Raw genomic sequence first — 21,514 nt, forward strand, 5'->3', positions numbered from 1 at the left:
TCATTATGTATAAATATGTTTAAAATTAATGTTCATTTTATGTTAAAACGATAGTATTTTTCTGGCGTCTAATCTTAGCCAAGAAATACATAAATAGGGGAAGTTATGTCAACATTTTTACAACAGGTTAAAAAACTATGGCCAATCGCCATTCTACTACTGTCGTCAATACTGCTTTTAATACCATTCTTCTTAAATCATGCAATGATTATTGGGTCTGATGCTATTTTTCATTTTAATCGCTTGTATGATACCGCTATGCAGATAAAACATGGGAACTTTCAATATTTTATTTCCATGTATGGATTCCAATCTTCTGGTCGAATTGTCAATGCCTTGTATGGACCATTTATGGCCTACATCCAAGGGCTGATTGTATTAATTAGTCCTTCTTGGTTTGGTTATCAGGTGATTTCAAATGGCATTTTGTATTTTTTTTCTGGCTTGTCCTTGTATCTTCTTTTAAAAAAAGCTGGTGTACAGCTTGTATATAGAATACCATTAGGTATTTTTTATATGACCACATACTCTGTTCAATATTGGACATTACGACAAGGATTTTCGAGTTGGGGAGCAGCATTATTTCCACTCTGCCTTATACCGCTAATTGACTTAATTGAAAAAAAGACGCTTCATCCAATCCAAACGGCTATATGTATCGGCGTCATGTGTCAAATCCATATGTTATCAGCTTTTTTGCTTGTGTTTGTGTATGCTTGCTTTTTCTTAACAGCTTTTTTTGCTAACAGTAAGCACACTAAAATTAAGCTTTTGAAACAGCTAGGATTAGCCATTGTTATTTTTGGTTTTCTAGTATTAAATGTACTCTATAGTTTTATTGCTATTTACAGTGAAAATAATATTGCTCAACCATTTGTCAATAAATGGATGGCAGAAACAACTATTTTTAAAGGTAGTAGTTATTGGTTATTTTATCCGCCCATCTTAATGATTATTGTGCTGTTTGCTCTATGGACGATCTGTAAGCATTGGAAAAAAGAGTCGCAATTATTGAAAGTAACAGCGGTTACCTGCGGATTTTTGTTTATTTTATGTACAGATCTATTTCCGTGGAAATTATTGAATAATTCCCATAATCAATTAATTGAGACAATTCAATTTCCGTTTCGTTTTTTCGTACCTTTCACAGTTCTACTACTCTTAGCAGTTGGTTTGCTTTTGGAAAAGTGGCATACTAGATCAGTTATTTTTGGGCTTATCAGCTATGGTTTATTACTATTGTCGTTGTTTCAAACAGGCATTTCAACTAACAATGCCTTGAATGTGTGGCACCGAACCGAATCCTTTTTAAATTCTTCTGTTCATACGTATTTTACGTCTGAAAATACCAGTGAAATCAAGAAATCTTTTTTCATAAAAAATAAAGTACAAGCTTTACAATACGTGGTAAAGTCCACCCCTGATTACTTACCGGTGAAAACAGTTAAGTGTAAAGATAAATATTCACTTTATCATCATCAAGTTATTAACAAACAAAAATACTTCCATAAGTCTGTTAAAGGCAATAAGTTGGTAGTCGAATGGGAGGGCAGAAGCGTTAAGAATATTCAGGTTCCGGTTATAAAGTACACAGATACTATCATCCGATTAAATCAAAAAATGCTGCACACAAATGTCAAACTCAGTCGAATAGGAACGCCAATCGTCAAACAAAGGAAAGGTCATAATGAATTAGTTGTTTCTTATCGTAGTGATCGTCTGTTAGATACGATACTCATATTTAATTTTATCAGTTGGTTAATTGTATTTTATATGAATTACAAGTTCAAATTTTTGAACGAGTGATGATTAACTAAGAAAAGCCTGTTCCCATTAAAGGAATAGGCTTTTCTTAGTTTTTGGCGGCATATTGTTCTAACTCTTTTAAATATAATTCTTTCTGGTCGGTACTAATCCAAGCTGATTCAAAAGAATTGCGAGCTAACTGAATTAGTTGCTCCTTACTTAGATTGAAATCAGTAGCCATTTTATAGTAATTGTCACTGATATATCCACCAAAATAGGCTGGATCATCAGAATGAATGGAAATTTTAACACCTTGGTTTAACAAGTCAATCAATTCTTTACCCTTCATGTCTGGCGTAACAAAAGAATTAGAGAGGGGGCAAGATGTCAAACCGATTCCTTTTTTAATAACGAAGTTGACTAAGTCTGGGTCTTCGACGATGTTGGTACCGTGGTCGAGTCGCTCGACTTCCATGATTTCGAGTGCTTGGCGGATATGGTCAATGGAATCCTTCTGATCAATATCACAATGAGTTGTTAAATGCAGGCCGTGGGCTGCGGCATCTTCAAACTGACGAGCAAACTTTAAAGGCGGATTATTATGTTCATCAGAATCAAGTCCTACACCAATAAATTTATCTTTGTAAGGAAGCGCTTCTAGAAGCGTTTGCCGAGCTGACTCTTTCGGTAAATCACGCAAGAAACACATAATAAGTGCAGCATCAACATTTAAAGCACGTGCATCTACAATGGCTCTATGGAGGCCAGTAATGATTGTTTTAAAGGCAATACCTCGCGTCGTATGAGCTTGAGGATCAAAGAAAATTTCGACATGACGAACATTATTGTCAGCAGCTCTTCGTAAATAGTCAAAAGCTAAATCATAAAAATCTTCTTCAGTTATTAAAACTGACATTCCTGGATAGTAGACAGCTAAAAAGGACGCTAGATCGTTAAATTGATAAGATTTTTGTATGTCTTCGACGGTTGTTTCAGTTAGCGCAATATGATTGCGTTGCGCTAACTTAAGCTTTAGCTCTGGTTCAATGGTTCCTTCAATATGCACATGTAACTCGCATTTTGGTAGTTTTTTTGTGAATTCATTCGTAATCACAGTTGTCATTGTGTTGTACTCCATTTGCTGTATTGTTCATAATTTATTGATATTTTTTATTTTAACATACTGATTGGTTGAAAATAGTCGATAAATACTTATTTATTGTTTAATTTATTTTTTATTGTTCGTTTATTAGCGATAAACGCTTTAATAGTTTATTATTTATTAATTTGATACAATGCACTATAGGCAACTGTTATGGTGTTTTGCCATAATTATTCGCAACCATAAAGAAAGAAGTAGGGGGGATAGAATGGTATCTGTTATGTGGTTTCGCAGAGATCTTAGATTAGAGGATAATATTGCATTATTTAATGCATTGCGACATAGTAATGAAATTTTGTGTGTGTTTCATATCAATCCGGAACAAGTGACAGAAAAGAGTACTGTCAATCAGAGTGCTTTTTTTGCGAGTGTCTTGTATTTTAAAAACAAACTCAAAAAACAAGGTATTACTTTAAACATAATGTATGGTGATATTAATGACTGCTTTGCTTCTTTAAAACAGAAGTTGCCAGATTGGCATGACATCTTTTTTAATTTTGATGAAAGAGGTTTTGGGAGAAATAGGGATCAAAAAAGTGTAGCTTTTTTTGAGGATAAGTTAAAGGTTAAAGCACATCCTTATATTGATTATAATCTACACGGTGCCACCGAAGTAAAAAAGGATTCAGGGGCAGGGTACAAAGTATTTACCCCTTACTTTAAAAGGTGGATACGCCAAGAAAAGCCAGCACCAGTAAGCTATGTGATTGATAAACGAATCAAAAGCGCCCGATTACTTTTTCCAGAAAATGAGCAGCTACTAGAAACATTTATTGATGATCGTTTTTCTTTTATAAAAAAAGATTTAGGTAGTGAGACGGCCAAAAAGGTGCTCAATCGATTCATTAATGAAAGTTTAGATCAGTATGATGAGGAAAGAGACTTTCCGGCAAACGACAGCACAAGCCATTTGTCGCGATATTTGCGGACTGGAGAAATATCAATTCGAACAGTTTGGCAAGCAATTGATCAGTCTCCTGATAGTGATGGCAAAAGCACGTTTATGAAAGAGCTTTGCTGGCGTGACTTCTACAACATGATTTATGTGATGTACCCGAACCAAAATATTGAATCGATTAATAAGGATTTTCGACATGTTGATTGGATAAACAATGAACAGCAATTTGAAGCCTGGCGGACAGGCCAAACTGGTTTTCCGATTGTAGACGCTGCTATGAGGCAATTAAATGCGACTGGATGGATGCATAATCGTTTAAGAATGATTGTCGCTTCATTTTTGACTAAAGATTTACTCATTGATTGGCGGTGGGGAGAGGCTTACTTTCACAATAAATTGTTAGATTATGATGCGGCAAGTAATATTGGCGGTTGGCAGTGGGCTGCTTCTACGGGAACAGATAGTGTTCCTTATTTTCGAATATTTAATCCTACTTTACAATCAAAAAAATTTGATTCAAATGGATTATTCATTAAAAAATATGTGCCAGAACTAAAGAATGTGGACAACAAAATGATTCATGAACCAGGAAAACTCTCGGAATCAGAACAGACACGATTTAATGTTAGAATAGGTCAGAACTATCCCTTTCCGATTGTGGATCATTCTTACGCAAGGAAACGCGCAATTAGCATTTATGAGAGCAGTAAAGATGTTAATTAAACAGTTAGAGAGGCAGGAGGCATATCATGTTTTTGGCATTAAGAGAAATCAGACATGAGAAATTACGTTATAGTTTAATTGTTACGTTAATACTTTTTATTAGCTATTTAGTTTTTATTCTAAATGGTCTTGCTACAGGCTTGTCTGATTTAAACAAGTCGGCAATTACGCAATGGCAGGCATCAAAGATACTATTAGACAAAGATGCTGAAGGACGGTTGACACAGTCATTTCTGGATAGTGATGATCAAAAGAAGGTTAGTGGGCAAGGAACTGCAATTAGCCAGTACAGCACACTAGTTAAGAACAGCCATGCTGATAAAACTAACGCACAAATTTTGGCAATTAAAAGCGATGGCTTTATCTATAAAAACATAAAAATTATATCTGGGCATCGTTTTACTGGAGATAATACGGCGACCGTATCTGATGAATTAAAAAAATCAGGGTTTAAAATTGGGGATGAGATTACCATAGCTAACAGTGACGCGAAGTTGAAGATTGTTGGCTTTACTTCGAATGCATCCCTGAACGTGGCTCCGGTTATTTATACGTCTTTTCAAACTTTAAAGAAAATTAACCAGGCTCCCGTCAACGCGTTAGTGTTTAATAAAAAGATCACAGGCGACGCTCACTTTAAGAATAGCAAGTTGTACACGATAAATAGTTTTATTGAAAAGTTACCGGGTTATCAAGCCCAGCAGTTAACCTTTAAATTTATGATTGGTTTTCTTTTTGTGATTGTTTTGATTGTTATTTCAATCTTCTTATACATCTTGACAATTCAAAAATTACCTAATTTTGGTGTTATGAAAGCGCAGGGTATTTCTACTAAATATCTGGTATTAAACACCCTCACACAAACATTTTTAATGGCAGTGGTGGGTATCGGGCTGGCAATTATTTTTACAATTATAACTTCTTACGTTCTCCCTAGCGAGGTGCCAATAGCCATTTCAACCACGCAAGTGGTTGCCACAAGTTTTGGTATTTTGATTATGTCGTTACTTGGTTCCTTATTACCAATCAGGCAAATCATTAAAGTAGATCCATTTGAAATGATTGGAGGTTAATACTATGTCACGCTTAAAGTTTGAAAATGTTAGTAAAAAATATGGCACCGGAACAAGTGAATTTTTGGCTTTGGATAATGTTAATTTCAGTGCTGACTCCCAGCAATTAATATTAGTTGTTGGTCCTTCAGGTTCTGGGAAAACAACTTTTTTAACAATTGCTGGTGGATTACAATCTCCCACATCCGGTACGGTGAAAATTAATGATGAAATAATCGGCGAGTTATCGAAAAAAGAGCAGTCAGATCTCCGATTAAATACGGTAGGGTTTATTTTGCAATCTTATAACTTAGTGCCTTACTTAACGGTTAATGAGCAATTTGAACTAGTAGATAAAGTGAAAGAACAACATTTATCTCATGAAGCGTTTCGTACTGTTTTAAAAACATTAGCTATCGAGGACTTGGGAGCAAAGTATCCTAACGAACTCTCTGGTGGTCAAAGACAACGTGTTGCTATTGCGCGGGCCTTGTATGCTGATCCGGAATATATTTTAGCCGATGAACCAACTGCTTCATTGGATACAGCCCGGTCCAAAGAAGTTATGTCGCTATTACGTGAATTAGCCCATAAGAATGATAAAACAATTATTGTTGTTACCCATGATTTACGTTTGAAGGAAGAGGTGGATAAAGTTTATCAAATTATTGATGGCAAAATGTCCAAAATTGATGATGGTAAATTCAGTGAGATATATTAAAAAACCTACGTGATTCACGTAGGTTTTTTTATTAGAGAAGGAAAATTTAAGACTGATAACACCATTTGTTGAAATAAGATGTGAGCGTCTTAGGCGACTCTTTCATGTCACTTTTTATCCAATGTCTGATCATACCAACAACTCCGTTCAACGTATACTCGTATAGAAATTGCTTTTCACTCATTGATAGTGTGTCGTCGTCTGGAACAAGCTGGTTAAAAAACTTCTGTTTTGTGGTAGATAAAATATTTGCTAAAAAGTCTTGATCTTCAGTCAAAATAAAATTGAAAACTTTATTATTTTTTTTAACTAGTTCAAATATGGCTTGTAATAAAACTTCTACAGAATCAGTTTGTTTATCATTCTCAAGTATAGAAAAAAGTTCATTAGCAGTTTCTTTTTCCATATGATTCATGCAATCAGCAACATCAACAAAATGAGCATAAAATGTCCCACGATTAATATCAGCAGTTTTACAAATATCTGTCACAGATATACTGTTGATATTTTTATCGCTCATTAGGTGGATTAGAGCATCTTGTATGTTTTTTTTCGTTAACTGTGCACGTCTATTATTTTTGGTACCAACCATTTTATTTCTCCGATTCATTAGTAAGAAATACCATCAATATATTATAGCAATAAATAATAACCAGTTGATATGAAATTAAGATATGATATAATATTTTTCGTACACTGTGTTGTTTTAATAACATCATGTACGAAAAATACACTGGAGGAATAGACGGTTGAAGAGAAAAAGAATGTTTCTCATACAAGCTGTTATTTGGCTAATTATTATGATTTCGGCAGTCATATGGTTGCCAAACACAAGTCAGCTCATCAAGGAGAAAGGGGATACGAATCTTCCAAGGGCTGTCAAAAGTGAGGTAGCGCAGAAAATTCAAGACAATTGGGGCAGAGGTCAAGACAATACGCGACAAGTAATCGTTGTTTTCAACAATGGTCATGAAAAAATAACTGCTGATCAGGGAAAAAACATTGCGAAAACAGTTGATCACCTGAAGAAGAATAAATCTACCTATCATATCAAGTCAATTTTAGCGCCAGAAGATAGTTCTGAAGCTCAAGCGCAATTGCTTTCCAAAGATAAGACAACAGAATTAGTTCAGTTAACCGTGGATAAAAAGCAATCTGTCAGTCAAATGACACAAACTTTAACCAAGCAAGCTAAAACTGATGGTGTTAAAACCTACATAACAGGTAGTGACATTCTTGAAGATGACTTCTCTGAAGAAATTGAAAAAGGATTACATAAAACAGAATGGATAACGGTTGTATTTATTTTCTTAGTGTTAATGGTTGTCTTTAGATCAGTTATCACGCCGATTGTATCACTATTCTCTGTGGGGGTTGCATTTATTACCTCATTGAGCGTTGTTATGAATTTGGTGGATAAGTTTAATTTTCCCCTTTCAAACTTCACGCAGGTATTTATGGTTGTTGTTTTGTTCGGAATAGGGACTGATTATAATATACTTTTATTTGATCAGTTTAAGGAAGAACTGAATGCAGGATATGAAAAAGTAGAAGCGACCAAACGTGCTTTGAAAACGGCTGGCAGAACAATCTTGTACAGCGGCATTTCTGTGCTGATTGGTTTTGCTACGCTGGAGCTGGCAAAGTTTTCAATTTATAAGTCAGCAGTAGGCGTTTCAATAGCGGTTGCTGTATTGTTGCTTGTACTATTAACCTTGAACCCATTCTTTATGGCTGTATTTGGTAAATACTTGTTTTGGCCAAGTAAACGGTTTGGTGAGACTTCCGAAAGCAAGTTATGGCAAGGCATAGCTAAAAAGTCCATCAAGTATCCTTTGATTGCTTTATTGACTGTGATTTTAATGGCTATACCGCTCTTTGTCAGTTACAATAGTCAATTAAACTATGACACATTAACAGAGTTAGGTGAGGATATTCCTGCTAAAAAAGGATTTAAAGTAGTTCAAAAACATTTTTCAGCAGGAACTGCAGAACCTTCGACACTATATATAAAGTCAAAGAATAGGTTAGACAATGAAGCAAGTCTTCAGACTATTGATAGTTTGGCAGACAAACTAAAAAAGACCAAAGGTGTTAAGACGGTTACGTCAGCCACACGTCCTGGTGGCTCCAAAATAAAAGAGTTATATGTGCGTAATCAATTGGGTAGTGTTACTGATGGTTTAAAAAGTGCAATTTCTGGTACAAAGACTATTGGTAATGGTTTGAGTGATGCAAGTAATCAGTTATCAACTAGTAATATTAACGAGGGGGTTGATGGGGCCAAGCAATTAGCAGATGGTTCCGCAGAACTAAAGAGTGGTAGTGCACAACTAAGCTCAGGTGCAAATGATTTGAATACCGGTATAGGTACGCTATCTTCTGGCACGTCCGGGTTGGCTGAGGGGTTGGCAACTTTGGATAGTAATAAGGCGGCCATTCAATCAGGAGTTGGTACACTGAATACTGGTGTAAGTAGTTTAAACAGTGGTTCTGCACAAATTACAGATGGACTAAATCAATTAGAATCAGAACTGAGTGCACAATCTGGCAATAATGTAGCGGGTCAACAGAGTCAGATTAATGAATTGAAGGAAAGCTTACAAAGTTTGAATGAATCCATGGCATCATTATCTAAAAGCTCAGACAATAGTGATAGTCTATCCAAACTTAACAATACTTCTAGTCTGCTAACGACATCTAGTGCTAACGTACAGGAAGATGCAAGTGATTTGAAAAGTTCATTAAATACAGCTTTGAATAGTAATAGTTCACTCAATGTGCTTTCTGAAAATGATATTAATAATATTATTAGTAGCATTAATAGTAAGTCATCATTAAGTAATGAGCAGCAAGCTGCATTAAGATCAGCATTACAAGAACAATCAAAATCCATCAATGCACAAATCAGTTCAGCACAAAGTACTAACAAAAATAATATTGCTGCAGCAAGTACAGCTGCGCAAAAATTAGAAAATGACATGTCTGCTTTTCAACAAACAGGCAATGCACTTACTGAAGAATTAAGTAATTTGAAGGCTTTTGCTGAACAAATGTCTAACTTAGGTGCTTTAGCAACCAGCTCAATTAAAGCCAATACTGCTTCAATTGCAGCATTAGATAAACTCAGTGAAGCTATTTCTGGTACACAGCAAATACTGACGGCATTAAGGGGAACAAATGGTCAAGCTGGATTAGTAAATGGTTCACAACAATTAACAGAAGGATTGTCACAATTAAATACCGGTGTATCAGATATGCAGAGTCAAATGCATACATATACAAATGGTGTTTCTAGTGCTTCTTCTGGTGCAACGGCAGTTAATAATGGTGTTGCAGAAATCAAGTCGGGTAGTCAGCGTTTAGCCGATAATCAAAGCCAATTAACTTCTGGTATTGATGCACTTAATAGTGGTCAACAAACGATGTATAATTCACTGAAAGGTACGGTTGGACAAGTTCAATCACTACAAGAGGGATTAAAAGAGGCGAGCCAAGGATCAACCCAAATCAGCGGTGGTTTAGAATCAGCAAATGATTATTTGATTGGCTTGAAAGAATCTTCAGCAGCTAATACTTACTATGTACCGAAAAATGTATTGCATGGAAAAGCATATAAATCGGCTTTAGATGCATACATGTCTGAAAATAAGAAAGCAACCAGCTTGAATATTGTTCTAGATAGTAACCCGAATTCTGAAAAAGCAATGAAGAAGGTTTCTCAGTTACAAAGTCAAGTTGAGGGCGCCTTGAAAGGAACAGGATTAGCTAACGCAATTGCTGCAATTGGTGGGCAAACTTCGAGAACAAATGATACAAGAACAATTGCTTCGGCAGACTTCATTAGAACAGGCATTATAATGGTCGTTGGTATACTGATTGCGTTAATCTTTATTACCAAATCCTTCTTACAACCGTTATATATTATGGGAACCTTGCTGGTATCTTATGTCATGGCATTGAGCCTTACTCAGATTACAAGTCATATCTTTCTCAAGCAAGATATGCTTTCTTGGACGACACCATTTTTTGCATTTATTATGTTACTAGCGCTGGGTGTTGATTATAGTATTTTCTTGATGATGAAATATCGTGATCTGCAAAAAGAAATACCATCAGCTAGAGATAGAATACTCAGAGCTACTGGGATAATTGGTGTTGTTGTATTGTCTGCCGCACTCATTTTAGGTGGTACTTTCGCCGCATTGATACCTTCTGGTGTATTAACTTTGATTCAGGTGGCAATTACAGTAATCTTTGGATTAATAATATTAATTATCGTATTACCAATTGTGATACCAAGTATGATTTCTTTGACATATCCTATTAAAAGTATGAAACGTCATTGATGGCTTACTGAATTGTTACAAAAGGATAGTTGTGTGTAAAGCACAGCTTTTTTGTTAAAATAAATTGTAAGCGCTTGCAATTCGACGGAAGGTGTTGTATACTTTAGACATAGATTAGAAGAAGTCCTGTAGCAACGCAGTTGCTAGACTTATTTCACGTAAGTGGTATAAATGGATTTCGGCTAATCCAGGAGACAACTTGCTCGTTGTTTATATTATGAAGTTAAGTGAATGCTACGTGCATGATGTTAATTGATTAGTTTAAGCAGAATAATAATTATTTGGCCAAGTGAAAGCCTTGGGGAATATTGTTAGAGAGTGGGTTGTTTTTTATTGTTTAAAGTATTCTTACGCTTAAGGCAGCGTTAAGATTGGCCATCTTATGTTTATTGGAAAGGAAATGCTCATGATTAATACAATTGTTGTTGCGACTGATGGTAGTGAGGCAGCTATGAGAGCTGTGGAGTACAGCACCCAGTTAGCTAAAAAATTTAATGCAAAGATAGAAATTGTTAGTGTCATTCAATACTCTACTGTTGCCTATCATGATGGTAGCCAGATTTTTTACGCCTCGATGACAGATAGCTTAACAAAGTTAGCATCAGATAATCTTTCCAAAGCAGCATCTGTTGTTGAACCTGCTGGTGTACCATTTGACACACATATCTTTAAAGGGGATGCTCGTTTCGTTTTGGTTAACGAGGTCATAGAAAATTATAATCCAGACCTGATTGTAATGGGAAAAACAGGTACAACTGTCTTGACACGAATGTTTATTGGTTCTACTGCACGTTATGTATCTGAACGTGCGGATACAAATGTCTTGCTTGTAAAATAATTGTAGTTTATAAAAAGCATCTAATTATGCAAATTAGGTGTTTTTTTGATGTTTAAACTCGCAGAAATTTAACTATTTATGATGATGCATCCAGAACAAATAGCCACCCATAATAACTAGTATTGCTGTAAGTAGCGTATAAATAAGGATGTAAATATATCTGATGTGTGACACAATGTAATTTAAAAAATGGGCCATATTTTATCTCGCTTATTAGTATTTTTATTGTAAGTCTATGATACTTGATATGTACGCCCAATAAAGGGCATCAATAAGCCATATTAATATCCGTAGTCATCACTTGCTTTTCCTTGGTCGTTAATGATATTTGCAGCTATAGCAGGTACGGTTATTTTTCCAGCCATAGTTGATTTATATGAAATGGTACCCACACTTTCACCAGAAATTGTTACAAGATCATCTTCAAGAACTCGAGATCCTGACAGAATATCGGGATTGAATCCTACGAGAATAATATTGTCAGAATTTCCATCTACCGCAAGACGAATTTCGGTTTCGTCGTCATCTTCCATAACTTGAATGACCCTACCAGTAAACTGCATCTTTTTTCCTTTGTAGTCCTCAGGACTCCTTGCGATTTGATCGTACGTGATTCCAGTATTATATGAATTAGGATCTTTTTCTGCGGCCTCACTAGACGCTTTTGAAGCGGCTTTCGAAGCAGAAGCGGCAGATTCGCTTGCAGCCTTTGAAGCAGAAGCAGCAGATTCACTTGCAGCTTCCTCAGAAGACGCTGATGATTCGGACGCTTCTCGAGAAATCGATTCGGCTTTTTCAGAAGAATCTTTTGCTTTGCTTGACGACAAGCTAGATTGATCAACTGATGAACTCTTTTTTGTTGCTTGACTAGATGAGGAACTGCTTGCAGCTGTATCCTTATCAGAATTAGAATCGCTTGTAGCAGTAATAACACCAATAAATAAACATAACACACCTACTACAAAAAGAATTAAGGGCGTTTTCCATGTAAAGGAAGTTTCTTTTTTTCTCGCTCTATTAACAATCAGAATTATTATTGTAACCCAAAAAGCTACGCTAATAATTAGCCACAGAAAACCAAAAAAATTACTCATATTCTCAAATCTCTCCCAAAACTTTTTAACGTGGACGTTCAGCACGTAAAACTAAATGGTTTTCAACACAGCCGAATGGTTGTTTTTTATAAAACTTTTTGAGCTAATAATTTTTGTACATCTGTTAATGCTTGCCCTTTTTTAAATTGTATTTTTTCTGATGGCTCTGTTTGTCCAGATATCCAGATTTTTACTTCTCCATCGAGATCAAAGTGACCACTAGTTTCGGTAGAAAACCTTGCAATAGAGCGGTAGGCGATAGATTTATACTCAACTTTTTTACCTGTAAATCCTTGAATATCACTTAAAATAAGCCTCTTGTTTGTAAAAATAACCAAGTCACGTACAAGTCGGAATGCGTTTTCGACTATTTCCGATTCAATTAAAAGAGGCTCAATTTCTTTTTGGACACTTGCAACAGGAACGCTTGAAGCATTACCAATTAATCCATTTAATAAATTCATATTCATTCCTCTCATCCATTCGTATTTGAATAGTTACTCAATACTTTCATTCTATCAATAGAAAAATAAAAAGCAAAAGAACTGCATAAGATATTAAAAAACTAGTTATCATATCAACGTTTATGAGTATTTTATTCCAAAATTATATCAAAAGATTAAAAAAATAAGAGTATAATTATAAAAAGTTTTAATTTTTTTCCGTTTTGTGTTCAATATATGGTCAGCTTAAATTAAGATGAAATGTGGGTAAAAAAGAATGAAACAATCAAAACTTCGTGAGCAAATGGTGAAAAACGCGCCGCTCTGGGATGAATCTCTCGAGCACGATGCCTGCGGTATGGGATTTATTGCGCAACGTTATGGGCAGTTTTCTCATGAACTTGTTGAACGCGCCATTACACTATTAACACGAATGAATCATCGAGGTGGCACAGGATCAGAGCCAGATACAGGGGATGGTGCAGGTCTATTGATGTCAATTCCTGACAAATTTTTTAGAAAAGTAGCAAGAATAGAGGGTATTACTTTACCACAATCAGGTGAATATGCTGTGGCAATGCTTTTTTTGCCGTTTGATACTGTGGCTAAGAATAAGGTTTTAGATAAAATAATTACTGAAATCAGTGCAGATGGTTTTGAGTACATTTTTGATCGAGATGTACCGTTTGATTTTGATGCTTGTGGTCCTACTGCGCAACAGGCTATGCCTGGATTTCGACAGATATTTATTAAGAAACCGCAGCATGTTGCTCTAGGAAGGGATTTTGATGACGCGTTGTATACACTACGCCGTCATTTAGAAGATACGATTTCAGACGAAGATATGTATATTGTTTCGTTATCGGCTAAAACGATTACCTATAAGGGGATGCTTCATGCTTACCAAGTTGGGCAGTTCTTTTTGGATTTACACGATGAAGATGTTGAGGCCAAAATAGCGCTAACTCATTCACGTTTTTCAACTAATACTTTCCCATCTTGGGACCGTGCACAGCCATTTCGTTTTTTGGCACATAATGGTGAGATTAATACTTTGCAAGGTGACGTTAATTGGATGAAAACGCATGGGGTTGCGATTTATAATGAAGAAAATTCCGACTCAGCCATGATGGAAAATACAATGGAACACTTGTATCGACATGGTCGCTCAATACCGCAAGCCCTATTAATGCTGGTGCCAGAAGCACATTCAAAAGAAGCGAATGTGTCAGATGAGTTGGCTGCCTTTACAGAATATAATGAATCATTTATGGCACCTTGGGACGGTCCAGCCGCTGTTGTTTTTACTGATGGCAACATTGTCGGTGCAAGATTGGATCGCAATGGGTTACGACCTTCACGTTATTTGGTGACGGACGACGGGTATGTTATTTTATCTTCTGAATCTGGGGTGGTTGATGTGCCCGCTAATTCAATTATCGAAAAAGGAGTGCTTGGACCGGCAAACATGATTCTTGTAGATACGACGACGGGAACCTTTACAAGGAATGAGGAATTGAAGCATCATTTTGCGACGCAATATCCTTATCGACAATGGCTCGATGAATACCAAGAAACATTGCAAGACCTACCAAATCAAAATTTATTAGAACAACGTTTAAATGATAAAGAACGGCTGACTCTTTTTAAACGCTTCGGATATACCCAAGAAGTGATTGATGGTGCAGTTTTGAAAATGGCTAATACTGGGCAAGAACCAACGGTTGCCATGGGTTATGACTCACCATTGGCAATCTTATCAGACAGGCCACAAGGATTATTTACTTTTTTTAAACAACAATTTGCGCAAGTGACCAACCCGCCAATTGATGCACTTCGTGAGCATTTAGTCATTGCAACACAAATGTATTTAGGCAGAGAAGTTGATTTTCAACGAGATTTACCAGAAAATGCTAGCAAGTTAAAAATTGACTCACCAATTCTTTCACCGGCTGATTTTGCTAAAATTGCACATATTTCCAATTCTAAACAAAAGGTTGCGCTTATCAAGCTGGCTTATAACTTAACCGGACTAGCAAATGGGCGATTGGAGCGTGCTCTAATTGGAATTAATCAGCAAGCCGATGCAGCGATTGCTTCTGGCGCAACAATTTTGATTCTATCTGATCGTGAGGTAACCAAAAATCAACTGACTGTACCGGCTCTTCTAGCTGTGTCCTCACTAAAAAATTATTTGGCGGCCAACGGAAACGCCACAAATGCTTCCATTGTATTAAACACTGCGGAAGCAATTGAAACCCATCATTTTGCAACGTTGGTTGGGTACGGTGCAGCCGCGATATATCCGCGTGGTGCTTACAGAATTTTAGAAGCATATGATATGAATGATGCAGCACATCAAGAAAACTATCGTGTAGCTGCTGAAAAAGGTATCGTTAAGATTATGGCCAAAATGGGTATTTCTACGATTCAAGGCTATTATGGAGCGCAATTATTCGAAGCGATTGGTTTATCAAAAAATGTAGTTGATACCTACTTTACTGGTACACATTCACGAATTGGTGGTTTAGACTTAAATCAAATTGAGGAAGAATACTTAAAACGCTATACAACAGCGTATGACGAATCTCAAGACGACCCAATTCCTTCAGGTGGTGCTTATTCACTACGAGAAGATGGTGAATACCATCTATACAATCAAATGATGATGTATAAATTTCAAACGGCGGTTCGGACTGGAAATGAAGAACTCTTCAAGGAGTATGTGGCTGACATTCATGAAGCGGAGCATGAACATCCTGGCACTATCCGGTCAATGTGGGAGATTGTGCCTAATCGTCAACCCATTGACATTCATGAAGTAGAGCGTATTGAAAATATAGTGAAGCGATTTAAGGTTGGTGCCATGTCATTTGGTGCATTATCTCAAGAGGCTCATGAAACGATAGCTGAGGCAATGAACCGATTAGGCGCTAAGTCAAATTCTGGTGAAGGTGGTGAGAATAGGAAACGTTTTCACACAATTAAAAATTCTAAAATTAAGCAGGTTGCTTCCTCACGTTTTGGTGTTAACGCAGAATACTTGATGTCAGCCGAAGAAATTCAAATCAAAATGGCGCAAGGGGCCAAGCCTGGCGAAGGTGGACAACTAGCTGGAAATAAAGTATTTCCATGGATTGCCGAAACACGTGGTTCAACACCAGGGGTACGCTTAATTTCTCCGCCACCACATCACGATATCTATTCGATTGAGGATTTAAAGCAGTTAATATTTGACTTGAAAGCGGTTAACCCATATGCCAAAATCAATGTTAAATTAGTTTCCTCAACAGGTGTTGGTACGATTGCAACTGGTGCGGTGAAAGCTGGTGCTGATACGGTGACCGTTTCTGGATATGATGGTGGCACAGGGGCGGCGCCACGAAATTCGATTCGTGATGCTGGATTACCATGGGAATTAGGGTTAGCTGAAACACACCAAATTCTATCCGCTAATAAATTACGTCAGCGAATGACTTTAGAAACTGATGGCAAACTGTTGACTGGTAGAGATATAGCTATTGCCGCTATGCTTGGTGCGGAAGAGTTTTCATTTGCAACCTTATCAATGGTGGCTATAGGCTGTATTATGATGCGTGTTTGCCATTTAAATACTTGTCCAGTGGGCATTACTTCTCAAAATCCATTATTGCGTTCACGTTTCCAGGGAAAACCGGAAGATATCATAAATATGATGACCTTTTTGGCACAAGATTTACGCGAGTTAATGGCTGAATTAGGGTTCCGCACCTTGGAAGAAATGGTCGGACATACAGAACTGTTGAAAACTCGCTTTACAACGAACAAAAAGTATAAGTCACTTGATTTTTCGAACATGATTGGTCAAGTTATTCCAATAGCACGAAAAACAAAAGACCCATTCATTGCTAAGCGACAATGGCCAGAATTAGATATGGCTGCCAAAGCAGCCATTGATAACACACAAACATTAACGATGTCTGCACCAATTGATAATGTATCACGTGCTGTTGGCGCTCGGATGGGTGGTTGGATAGCAGAGCGTTATGGAAATACCAAATTATCACCAGGACTCCTTAGATATACGTATACTGGCTCTGCAGGGCAGTCTTTTGCAGCCTATACGACACAAGGAATGGAGCTTAAGGTCATTGGAGAAGCCAATGATTATGTTGGTAAGTCATTATCAGGTGCGCGTTTAATTGTAACGCCACCAAAAGATGCAGGATACGATACGAATAATTCACCAATTATCGGTAATGTTGCTTGTTTTGGTGGATTTGCTGGTGAGGCATATTTCCATGGCCGCGCGGGTGAGCGATTCTTTGTTCGCAACTCTGGCGTTTGTGGTGTTGTTGAAGGCGTTGGGGATCACGGTTGCGAATATATGACGGGTGGCGTTGCTGTCATTCTGGGTAAAATTGGTCGTAATTTTGCTGCTGGTATGTCGGGTGGTATTGCTTATATTTATGATCCAGATCATCAAGCGGCTGCTAATATTAATCTGGAAATGGTTGATCTTTTTGAGATAAATCAAACACATGGAGACGACGTATTGTATAGTTTACTTCAATCACATGCAGCGTACACTGACTCACAAAAAGCTAAAGATATTTTAGCGCATTTTGAGGATGAAAAGGCTAATTTTATTAAAGTATATCCAACCGAATATCATCAGGTTTTAAACATTATGAATAAATATGAAACCGAAGGATTTAGTGGATTGACTAAGGAACTCAAGGCTTTTAATGAACTGATGCCAGAATATGAACGAGTACCAGAAACTGAAGAAGAATTAGAAACATTATTATCGAAATGAGGTAATTATAATGGCTGATCCATTTGGCTTTCTCAAATATGAACGTGTTGATAATCCTTATCGTAAAATTACTGAACGTATTAAGGATTTCAATTACATGGCAGAACCACTAGCGTTTGATCAACGAGTCGAACAAGCTGCTCGATGTATGAACTGTGGTGTCCCTTATTGTCATATTGGTGCGTTGTACGGCAATAAAAGTAAACAAATGAGTGGTTGTCCAAATGACAATCTAATTCCGGAATGGAATGACCTCTTGTATCGAAAAGAGCTCCATCAAGCTTGGTTAAGATTGGCAAAAACAAATCCAATTCCTGAGTTTACTGGAAAAGTTTGTCCTGCGCCATGCGAAGTGTCGTGTAATGAGTTTTTGAATGGTGCAGGTGTGACAATCAAAGACAATGAAGATTTTATTGTTGAATATGCTTTTGCGCATGGCTGGGTAGTTCCAGAAGGATTACCAGAACAGCGAACTGGTAAAAAAATTGCAGTCATCGGCTCCGGGCCAGCAGGGATTACAGCAGCTTGGCGCTTAAATCAATTGGGCCATGAGGTCACTATTTTTGAAAAAGATGAACGTTTAGGTGGCCTTTTAATGTATGGCATTCCAAACATGAAATTAGAAAAGTGGGTTGTTGATCGTCGTTTTAAAGTCATGTCAGAAGTCGGTATCAAATTTAAAGTTAATACAACGATTGGAGAGGATATTACTAAGGAACAATTAGACGCTGATTTTGATAAAGTCATTGTTGCTACTGGCGCATCGGTTGCACGAGATGTAGATGTACCCGGACGTGATTTGAAAGGAATTGATTTTGCACTACCATTTCTAAGCCAGACAACCAAAAATGTATTAAAAAACGGTACGACTACATTTGAAAAAACATTATCTAATCAGCAGGTGATTGTGATTGGTTCTGGTGACACGGCGACAGATTGTATTGCAACAGCGATTCGGCTAGGTGCAGAAAATGTAACACAGTTTGATTATCATACTGAAAAGCCGACAGATCGTACGACACCTTGGCCGGAATATCCATGGCAAAAGCAAATTAGTTATGGGCAGGCGGAAGCCATGGACACAGTTAACCAGGAATTAATACCTTATCAAACGCAAACAGTAGAATTTTTAGGTAATTCATTTGGAGAAGTAACTGGCGTTCGAACTGTTTTGATTGATGCCAATAAGCAAGTGATTTCGAATTCGGAAAAAGACTATTCTGCTGATTTGGTATTGGTTGCAGTAGGATTTACAGGTCTCAATACGAAAATATTAAATGATTTGGATATTACTCGCCTGAATGTCATGGGGACAACAAACCAAGAGAATTATATGGTAGCGGGTGATGCTAATACTGGTGCTAATTTGGTTATCACTGCTATTCATGACGCTCGTTTAGTGGCCGAGTTGGTTGATGCAAAACTTCAAAGTTTTGCTGATCGTTTTTCAGTTAAAGTAAATTAGCTAACGAATTAAAAATATTTTTCTTGTAAGCATTATTTTGATAGAATAATGCTTTTTTGAGTGTTCTTTATATCATTTTAAATACATGTTGCATCTAAAATCTATTGACAGGTTAAGTGAATTACTGTAAAGTGATTAACTAAGGTAATTACTTTAGTTAATCAAATGCGCGGAAAGAGGTATCGAATCCTAATTCAATTATATAAGATTCAATTTTAAAATAGTCAGCAATTGTGTAGAAGTGCATAGGCAGTTCGCGAAGCGAGAAAACAATTAAATTAATACGGAAAAATATTATGACTCAAAAAAAGATTGAGCAACGTGCATTTATGGTCGGACTTGCGATGAATTTGCTGATGGGCAGTTTGGGAATTGTTGTTTATTATATTACCCAGATTCAAGCGTTGTTCGTAGATAGTTACTTTACAATAATGACACTGGTTTCTGGAATCGCTGCAATTACGATTTCAAAGTATAGTGCCAGAACAAGTGAGCGTTTTCCAAATGGTCACTTCATGTTTGAACCAATGTATGCTGCTTTTAAATCAATGATGACACTGATTTTGTTAACGACCTCCACTATTCAAGTAAGTCAAAAAGCATATCAATATTTCGTTTACCATAAAGGGGATGTATTAAACTTAACGCCGATAATTCCATATGAAATCATTATGGTCATATTATGTTTAACGATATCTTTGTTTTATAGTCGGCAAAATCAAAAAATTGGTCGTGCTAGTACGATGCTATCTGCAGAATCCAAAAGTACGCGAATTGATTCAATCATGTGTGGGGGGATTGGGTTAGCAGCCTTTCTAGTTTTATTGATTCCAAAAAATTCAATCCTAGGGTTCTTGCTATACACGGGTGATTTCTTTGTGACGGTAATACTAGTCTTATTTTCAATTACAACGCCGGTTAAAGTACTAAAAAATGCATTCATTGAAATCTGTGGCGGCCGGTTAATTGATGAAAACATTCAGAATGAATTTGAAGCATGCCTTAGAAAACACTTTGGAAAAGAAGTCATATTAACTGGCTGTCATATTTATAAAACGGGCATGTATTTTTCAGTTAAGGTGATGATTGATGTTGTCGATGACGAAATTGGGACAGTATTGTTACGTGATAAAAAAGTCCGTATTTTAGAAGAACTTAAAGCATGTTATGAGTTTGTACATTTAGAGTTTGTGTATGCTTAAAAGAAAAAGGGGAAATCAAATGAAAATCAATGTTTATAACGAATATGATCCATTAAAAGAAGTCATTATTGGGGATGCAACAAAGCTATATTTTCCAGATACGCATGAAATAGAGCAGGAAGAACATACTGCAAAATGGAAACAATTTATGACAAAACATATTTATACTCTTTTGCGAGGTAAAAAAGTTCCGAGTTTCCTTGCTAAAAAATTTCAACGAGAATTAGCAGAATTCCAACGAATTTTGGAAACACATGGTGTCAAGGTACACCATGTTGATTCGGTAACCCCAACAAAGCTAGATCCCTATGGAATGGGGCAAATGTATGCACGAGATAGTGCTATGAGCGTTGGAGAACATTTTATTGAAGGAAATGTTCAAATTGAAATGCGAAAAATTGAACGACGTGGGTATCAAAGAATTGTTGCAGCTATTAACAATAAGAATCAGGTGCACACGTTAAATCAAAAGGATAAAATATATCTGGAGGGTGGTGACGTTATCGTTAACTATCCTTATGTATTCGTCGGCATTGGTAAATATGCTAGTAATGAAGCTGGTGCAAAATGGCTACAAAGTATTTTAGACAAGGATTTTGAGAATGAGATTGTCGATAGACCGTGGAAAGTAGTACCAGTGTATTTGAATGATGATGCAATTTTGCACTTGGATTGTTGTATGACCATTATTGGTCCAAAAACTGCTATTATCCATAAACCTGTCTTAAAAGACTTACCGAAAGAACTGGTCGATTATAAATTTATTGATATTGATGCAAAAACCAGAAAAGAGATGGGTGGGAATGTTTTAGTTATTGGGCCTAAAAAAGTTATTGTGCAAAAAAGACATACAGCGTTGCAAGAGGCTTTAAAAAATGAAGGTTATACGGTCATCCCTATCGTGTTTACATGGCATTCACTATTAGACGGTGCACTAAGATGTGCATCATGCCCGTTAGTGAGAGAAAAAAATGAGTAAAAAGGGTGTTTAGGGCGACTTTTTACTTTTTTGCTGTCTACAGA

Annotated in this window: 14 protein-coding genes; 10 read left to right on the forward strand and 4 right to left on the reverse strand. The window is 36.6% G+C overall.

Annotated features, from left to right (window positions below; translation table 11 throughout):
* Positions 1 to 105: 105 nt before the first annotated feature.
* Positions 106 to 1,806 carry a hypothetical protein gene (locus RHP56_RS04000; RefSeq protein ID WP_102753297.1) on the forward strand — a complete coding sequence of 567 codons (1,701 nt, stop codon included), beginning with the start codon at positions 106 to 108 and terminating at the stop codon, positions 1,804 to 1,806.
* A 46-nt stretch (positions 1,807 to 1,852) separates the two neighbouring features.
* On the opposite strand, the gene add is transcribed toward RHP56_RS04000, so the two are convergent.
* Positions 1,853 to 2,869, reverse strand: a complete 1,017-nt coding sequence (gene add / locus RHP56_RS04005; protein ID WP_011679585.1) for an adenosine deaminase — start codon at positions 2,867 to 2,869, stop codon at positions 1,853 to 1,855.
* A 247-nt stretch (positions 2,870 to 3,116) separates the two neighbouring features.
* Here add and RHP56_RS04010 point away from each other — a divergent pair, with 247 nt between their 5' ends.
* The 3 genes from RHP56_RS04010 to RHP56_RS04020 are packed head-to-tail and all read left to right on the forward strand — an operon-like array spanning position 3,117 to position 6,302.
* On the forward strand, positions 3,117 to 4,529 hold the full coding sequence (locus tag RHP56_RS04010) for a cryptochrome/photolyase family protein (RefSeq protein ID WP_102753298.1): 1,413 nt from the start codon (positions 3,117 to 3,119) through the stop codon (positions 4,527 to 4,529).
* A gap of 26 nt (positions 4,530 to 4,555) precedes the next feature.
* Positions 4,556 to 5,602 carry an ABC transporter permease gene (locus RHP56_RS04015; RefSeq protein WP_014324565.1) on the forward strand — a complete coding sequence of 349 codons (1,047 nt, stop codon included), beginning with the start codon at positions 4,556 to 4,558 and terminating at the stop codon, positions 5,600 to 5,602.
* Between the two features lie 4 nt (positions 5,603 to 5,606).
* Positions 5,607 to 6,302 (forward strand): ABC transporter ATP-binding protein, encoded by a 696-nt coding sequence (locus RHP56_RS04020; RefSeq protein ID WP_102753299.1) that lies wholly within the window; start codon positions 5,607 to 5,609, stop codon positions 6,300 to 6,302.
* A gap of 46 nt (positions 6,303 to 6,348) precedes the next feature.
* Here RHP56_RS04020 and RHP56_RS04025 read toward each other — a convergent pair whose 3' ends face one another.
* Complete coding sequence (locus RHP56_RS04025; RefSeq protein WP_011679589.1) at positions 6,349 to 6,894, reverse strand: TetR/AcrR family transcriptional regulator; 546 nt, start codon at positions 6,892 to 6,894, stop codon at positions 6,349 to 6,351.
* A gap of 172 nt (positions 6,895 to 7,066) precedes the next feature.
* Between RHP56_RS04025 and RHP56_RS04030 the strand changes: the two genes are divergently transcribed.
* Complete coding sequence (locus RHP56_RS04030; RefSeq protein ID WP_281446916.1) at positions 7,067 to 10,651, forward strand: MMPL family transporter; 3,585 nt, start codon at positions 7,067 to 7,069, stop codon at positions 10,649 to 10,651.
* 406 nt (positions 10,652 to 11,057) lie between these two features.
* On the forward strand, positions 11,058 to 11,489 hold the full coding sequence (locus tag RHP56_RS04035) for a universal stress protein (protein ID WP_011679591.1): 432 nt from the start codon (positions 11,058 to 11,060) through the stop codon (positions 11,487 to 11,489).
* Positions 11,490 to 11,770: 281 nt separating this feature from the next.
* Here the strand turns inward: RHP56_RS04035 and RHP56_RS04040 are convergent, their stop codons facing one another.
* Together RHP56_RS04040 and RHP56_RS04045 are read right to left on the reverse strand one after the other, a co-directional pair.
* Positions 11,771 to 12,583 (reverse strand): hypothetical protein, encoded by an 813-nt coding sequence (locus RHP56_RS04040; RefSeq protein WP_059442022.1) that lies wholly within the window; start codon positions 12,581 to 12,583, stop codon positions 11,771 to 11,773.
* Between the two features lie 86 nt (positions 12,584 to 12,669).
* Entirely contained in the window at positions 12,670 to 13,047 is a 378-nt protein-coding gene (locus RHP56_RS04045; protein WP_014324569.1) for a PH domain-containing protein, read from the reverse strand.
* 256 nt (positions 13,048 to 13,303) lie between these two features.
* Between RHP56_RS04045 and gltB the strand changes: the two genes are divergently transcribed.
* The 4 genes from gltB to RHP56_RS04065 all read left to right on the forward strand — a co-directional run bounded on the left by gltB (position 13,304) and on the right by RHP56_RS04065 (position 21,470).
* Positions 13,304 to 17,824, forward strand: a complete 4,521-nt coding sequence (gltB, locus tag RHP56_RS04050; protein WP_102753301.1) for a glutamate synthase large subunit — start codon at positions 13,304 to 13,306, stop codon at positions 17,822 to 17,824.
* Between the two features lie 10 nt (positions 17,825 to 17,834).
* Positions 17,835 to 19,289, forward strand: coding sequence for a glutamate synthase subunit beta (locus tag RHP56_RS04055; protein ID WP_011679594.1), 1,455 nt, complete (start codon positions 17,835 to 17,837; stop codon positions 19,287 to 19,289).
* A gap of 296 nt (positions 19,290 to 19,585) precedes the next feature.
* On the forward strand, positions 19,586 to 20,491 hold the full coding sequence (locus RHP56_RS04060; protein ID WP_042251142.1) for a cation transporter: 906 nt from the start codon (positions 19,586 to 19,588) through the stop codon (positions 20,489 to 20,491).
* A gap of 19 nt (positions 20,492 to 20,510) precedes the next feature.
* Positions 20,511 to 21,470, forward strand: coding sequence for a dimethylarginine dimethylaminohydrolase family protein (locus RHP56_RS04065; RefSeq protein WP_102753594.1), 960 nt, complete (start codon positions 20,511 to 20,513; stop codon positions 21,468 to 21,470).
* Positions 21,471 to 21,514 lie beyond the last annotated feature (44 nt).

Source organism: Leuconostoc sp. C5, from assembly GCF_056530425.1.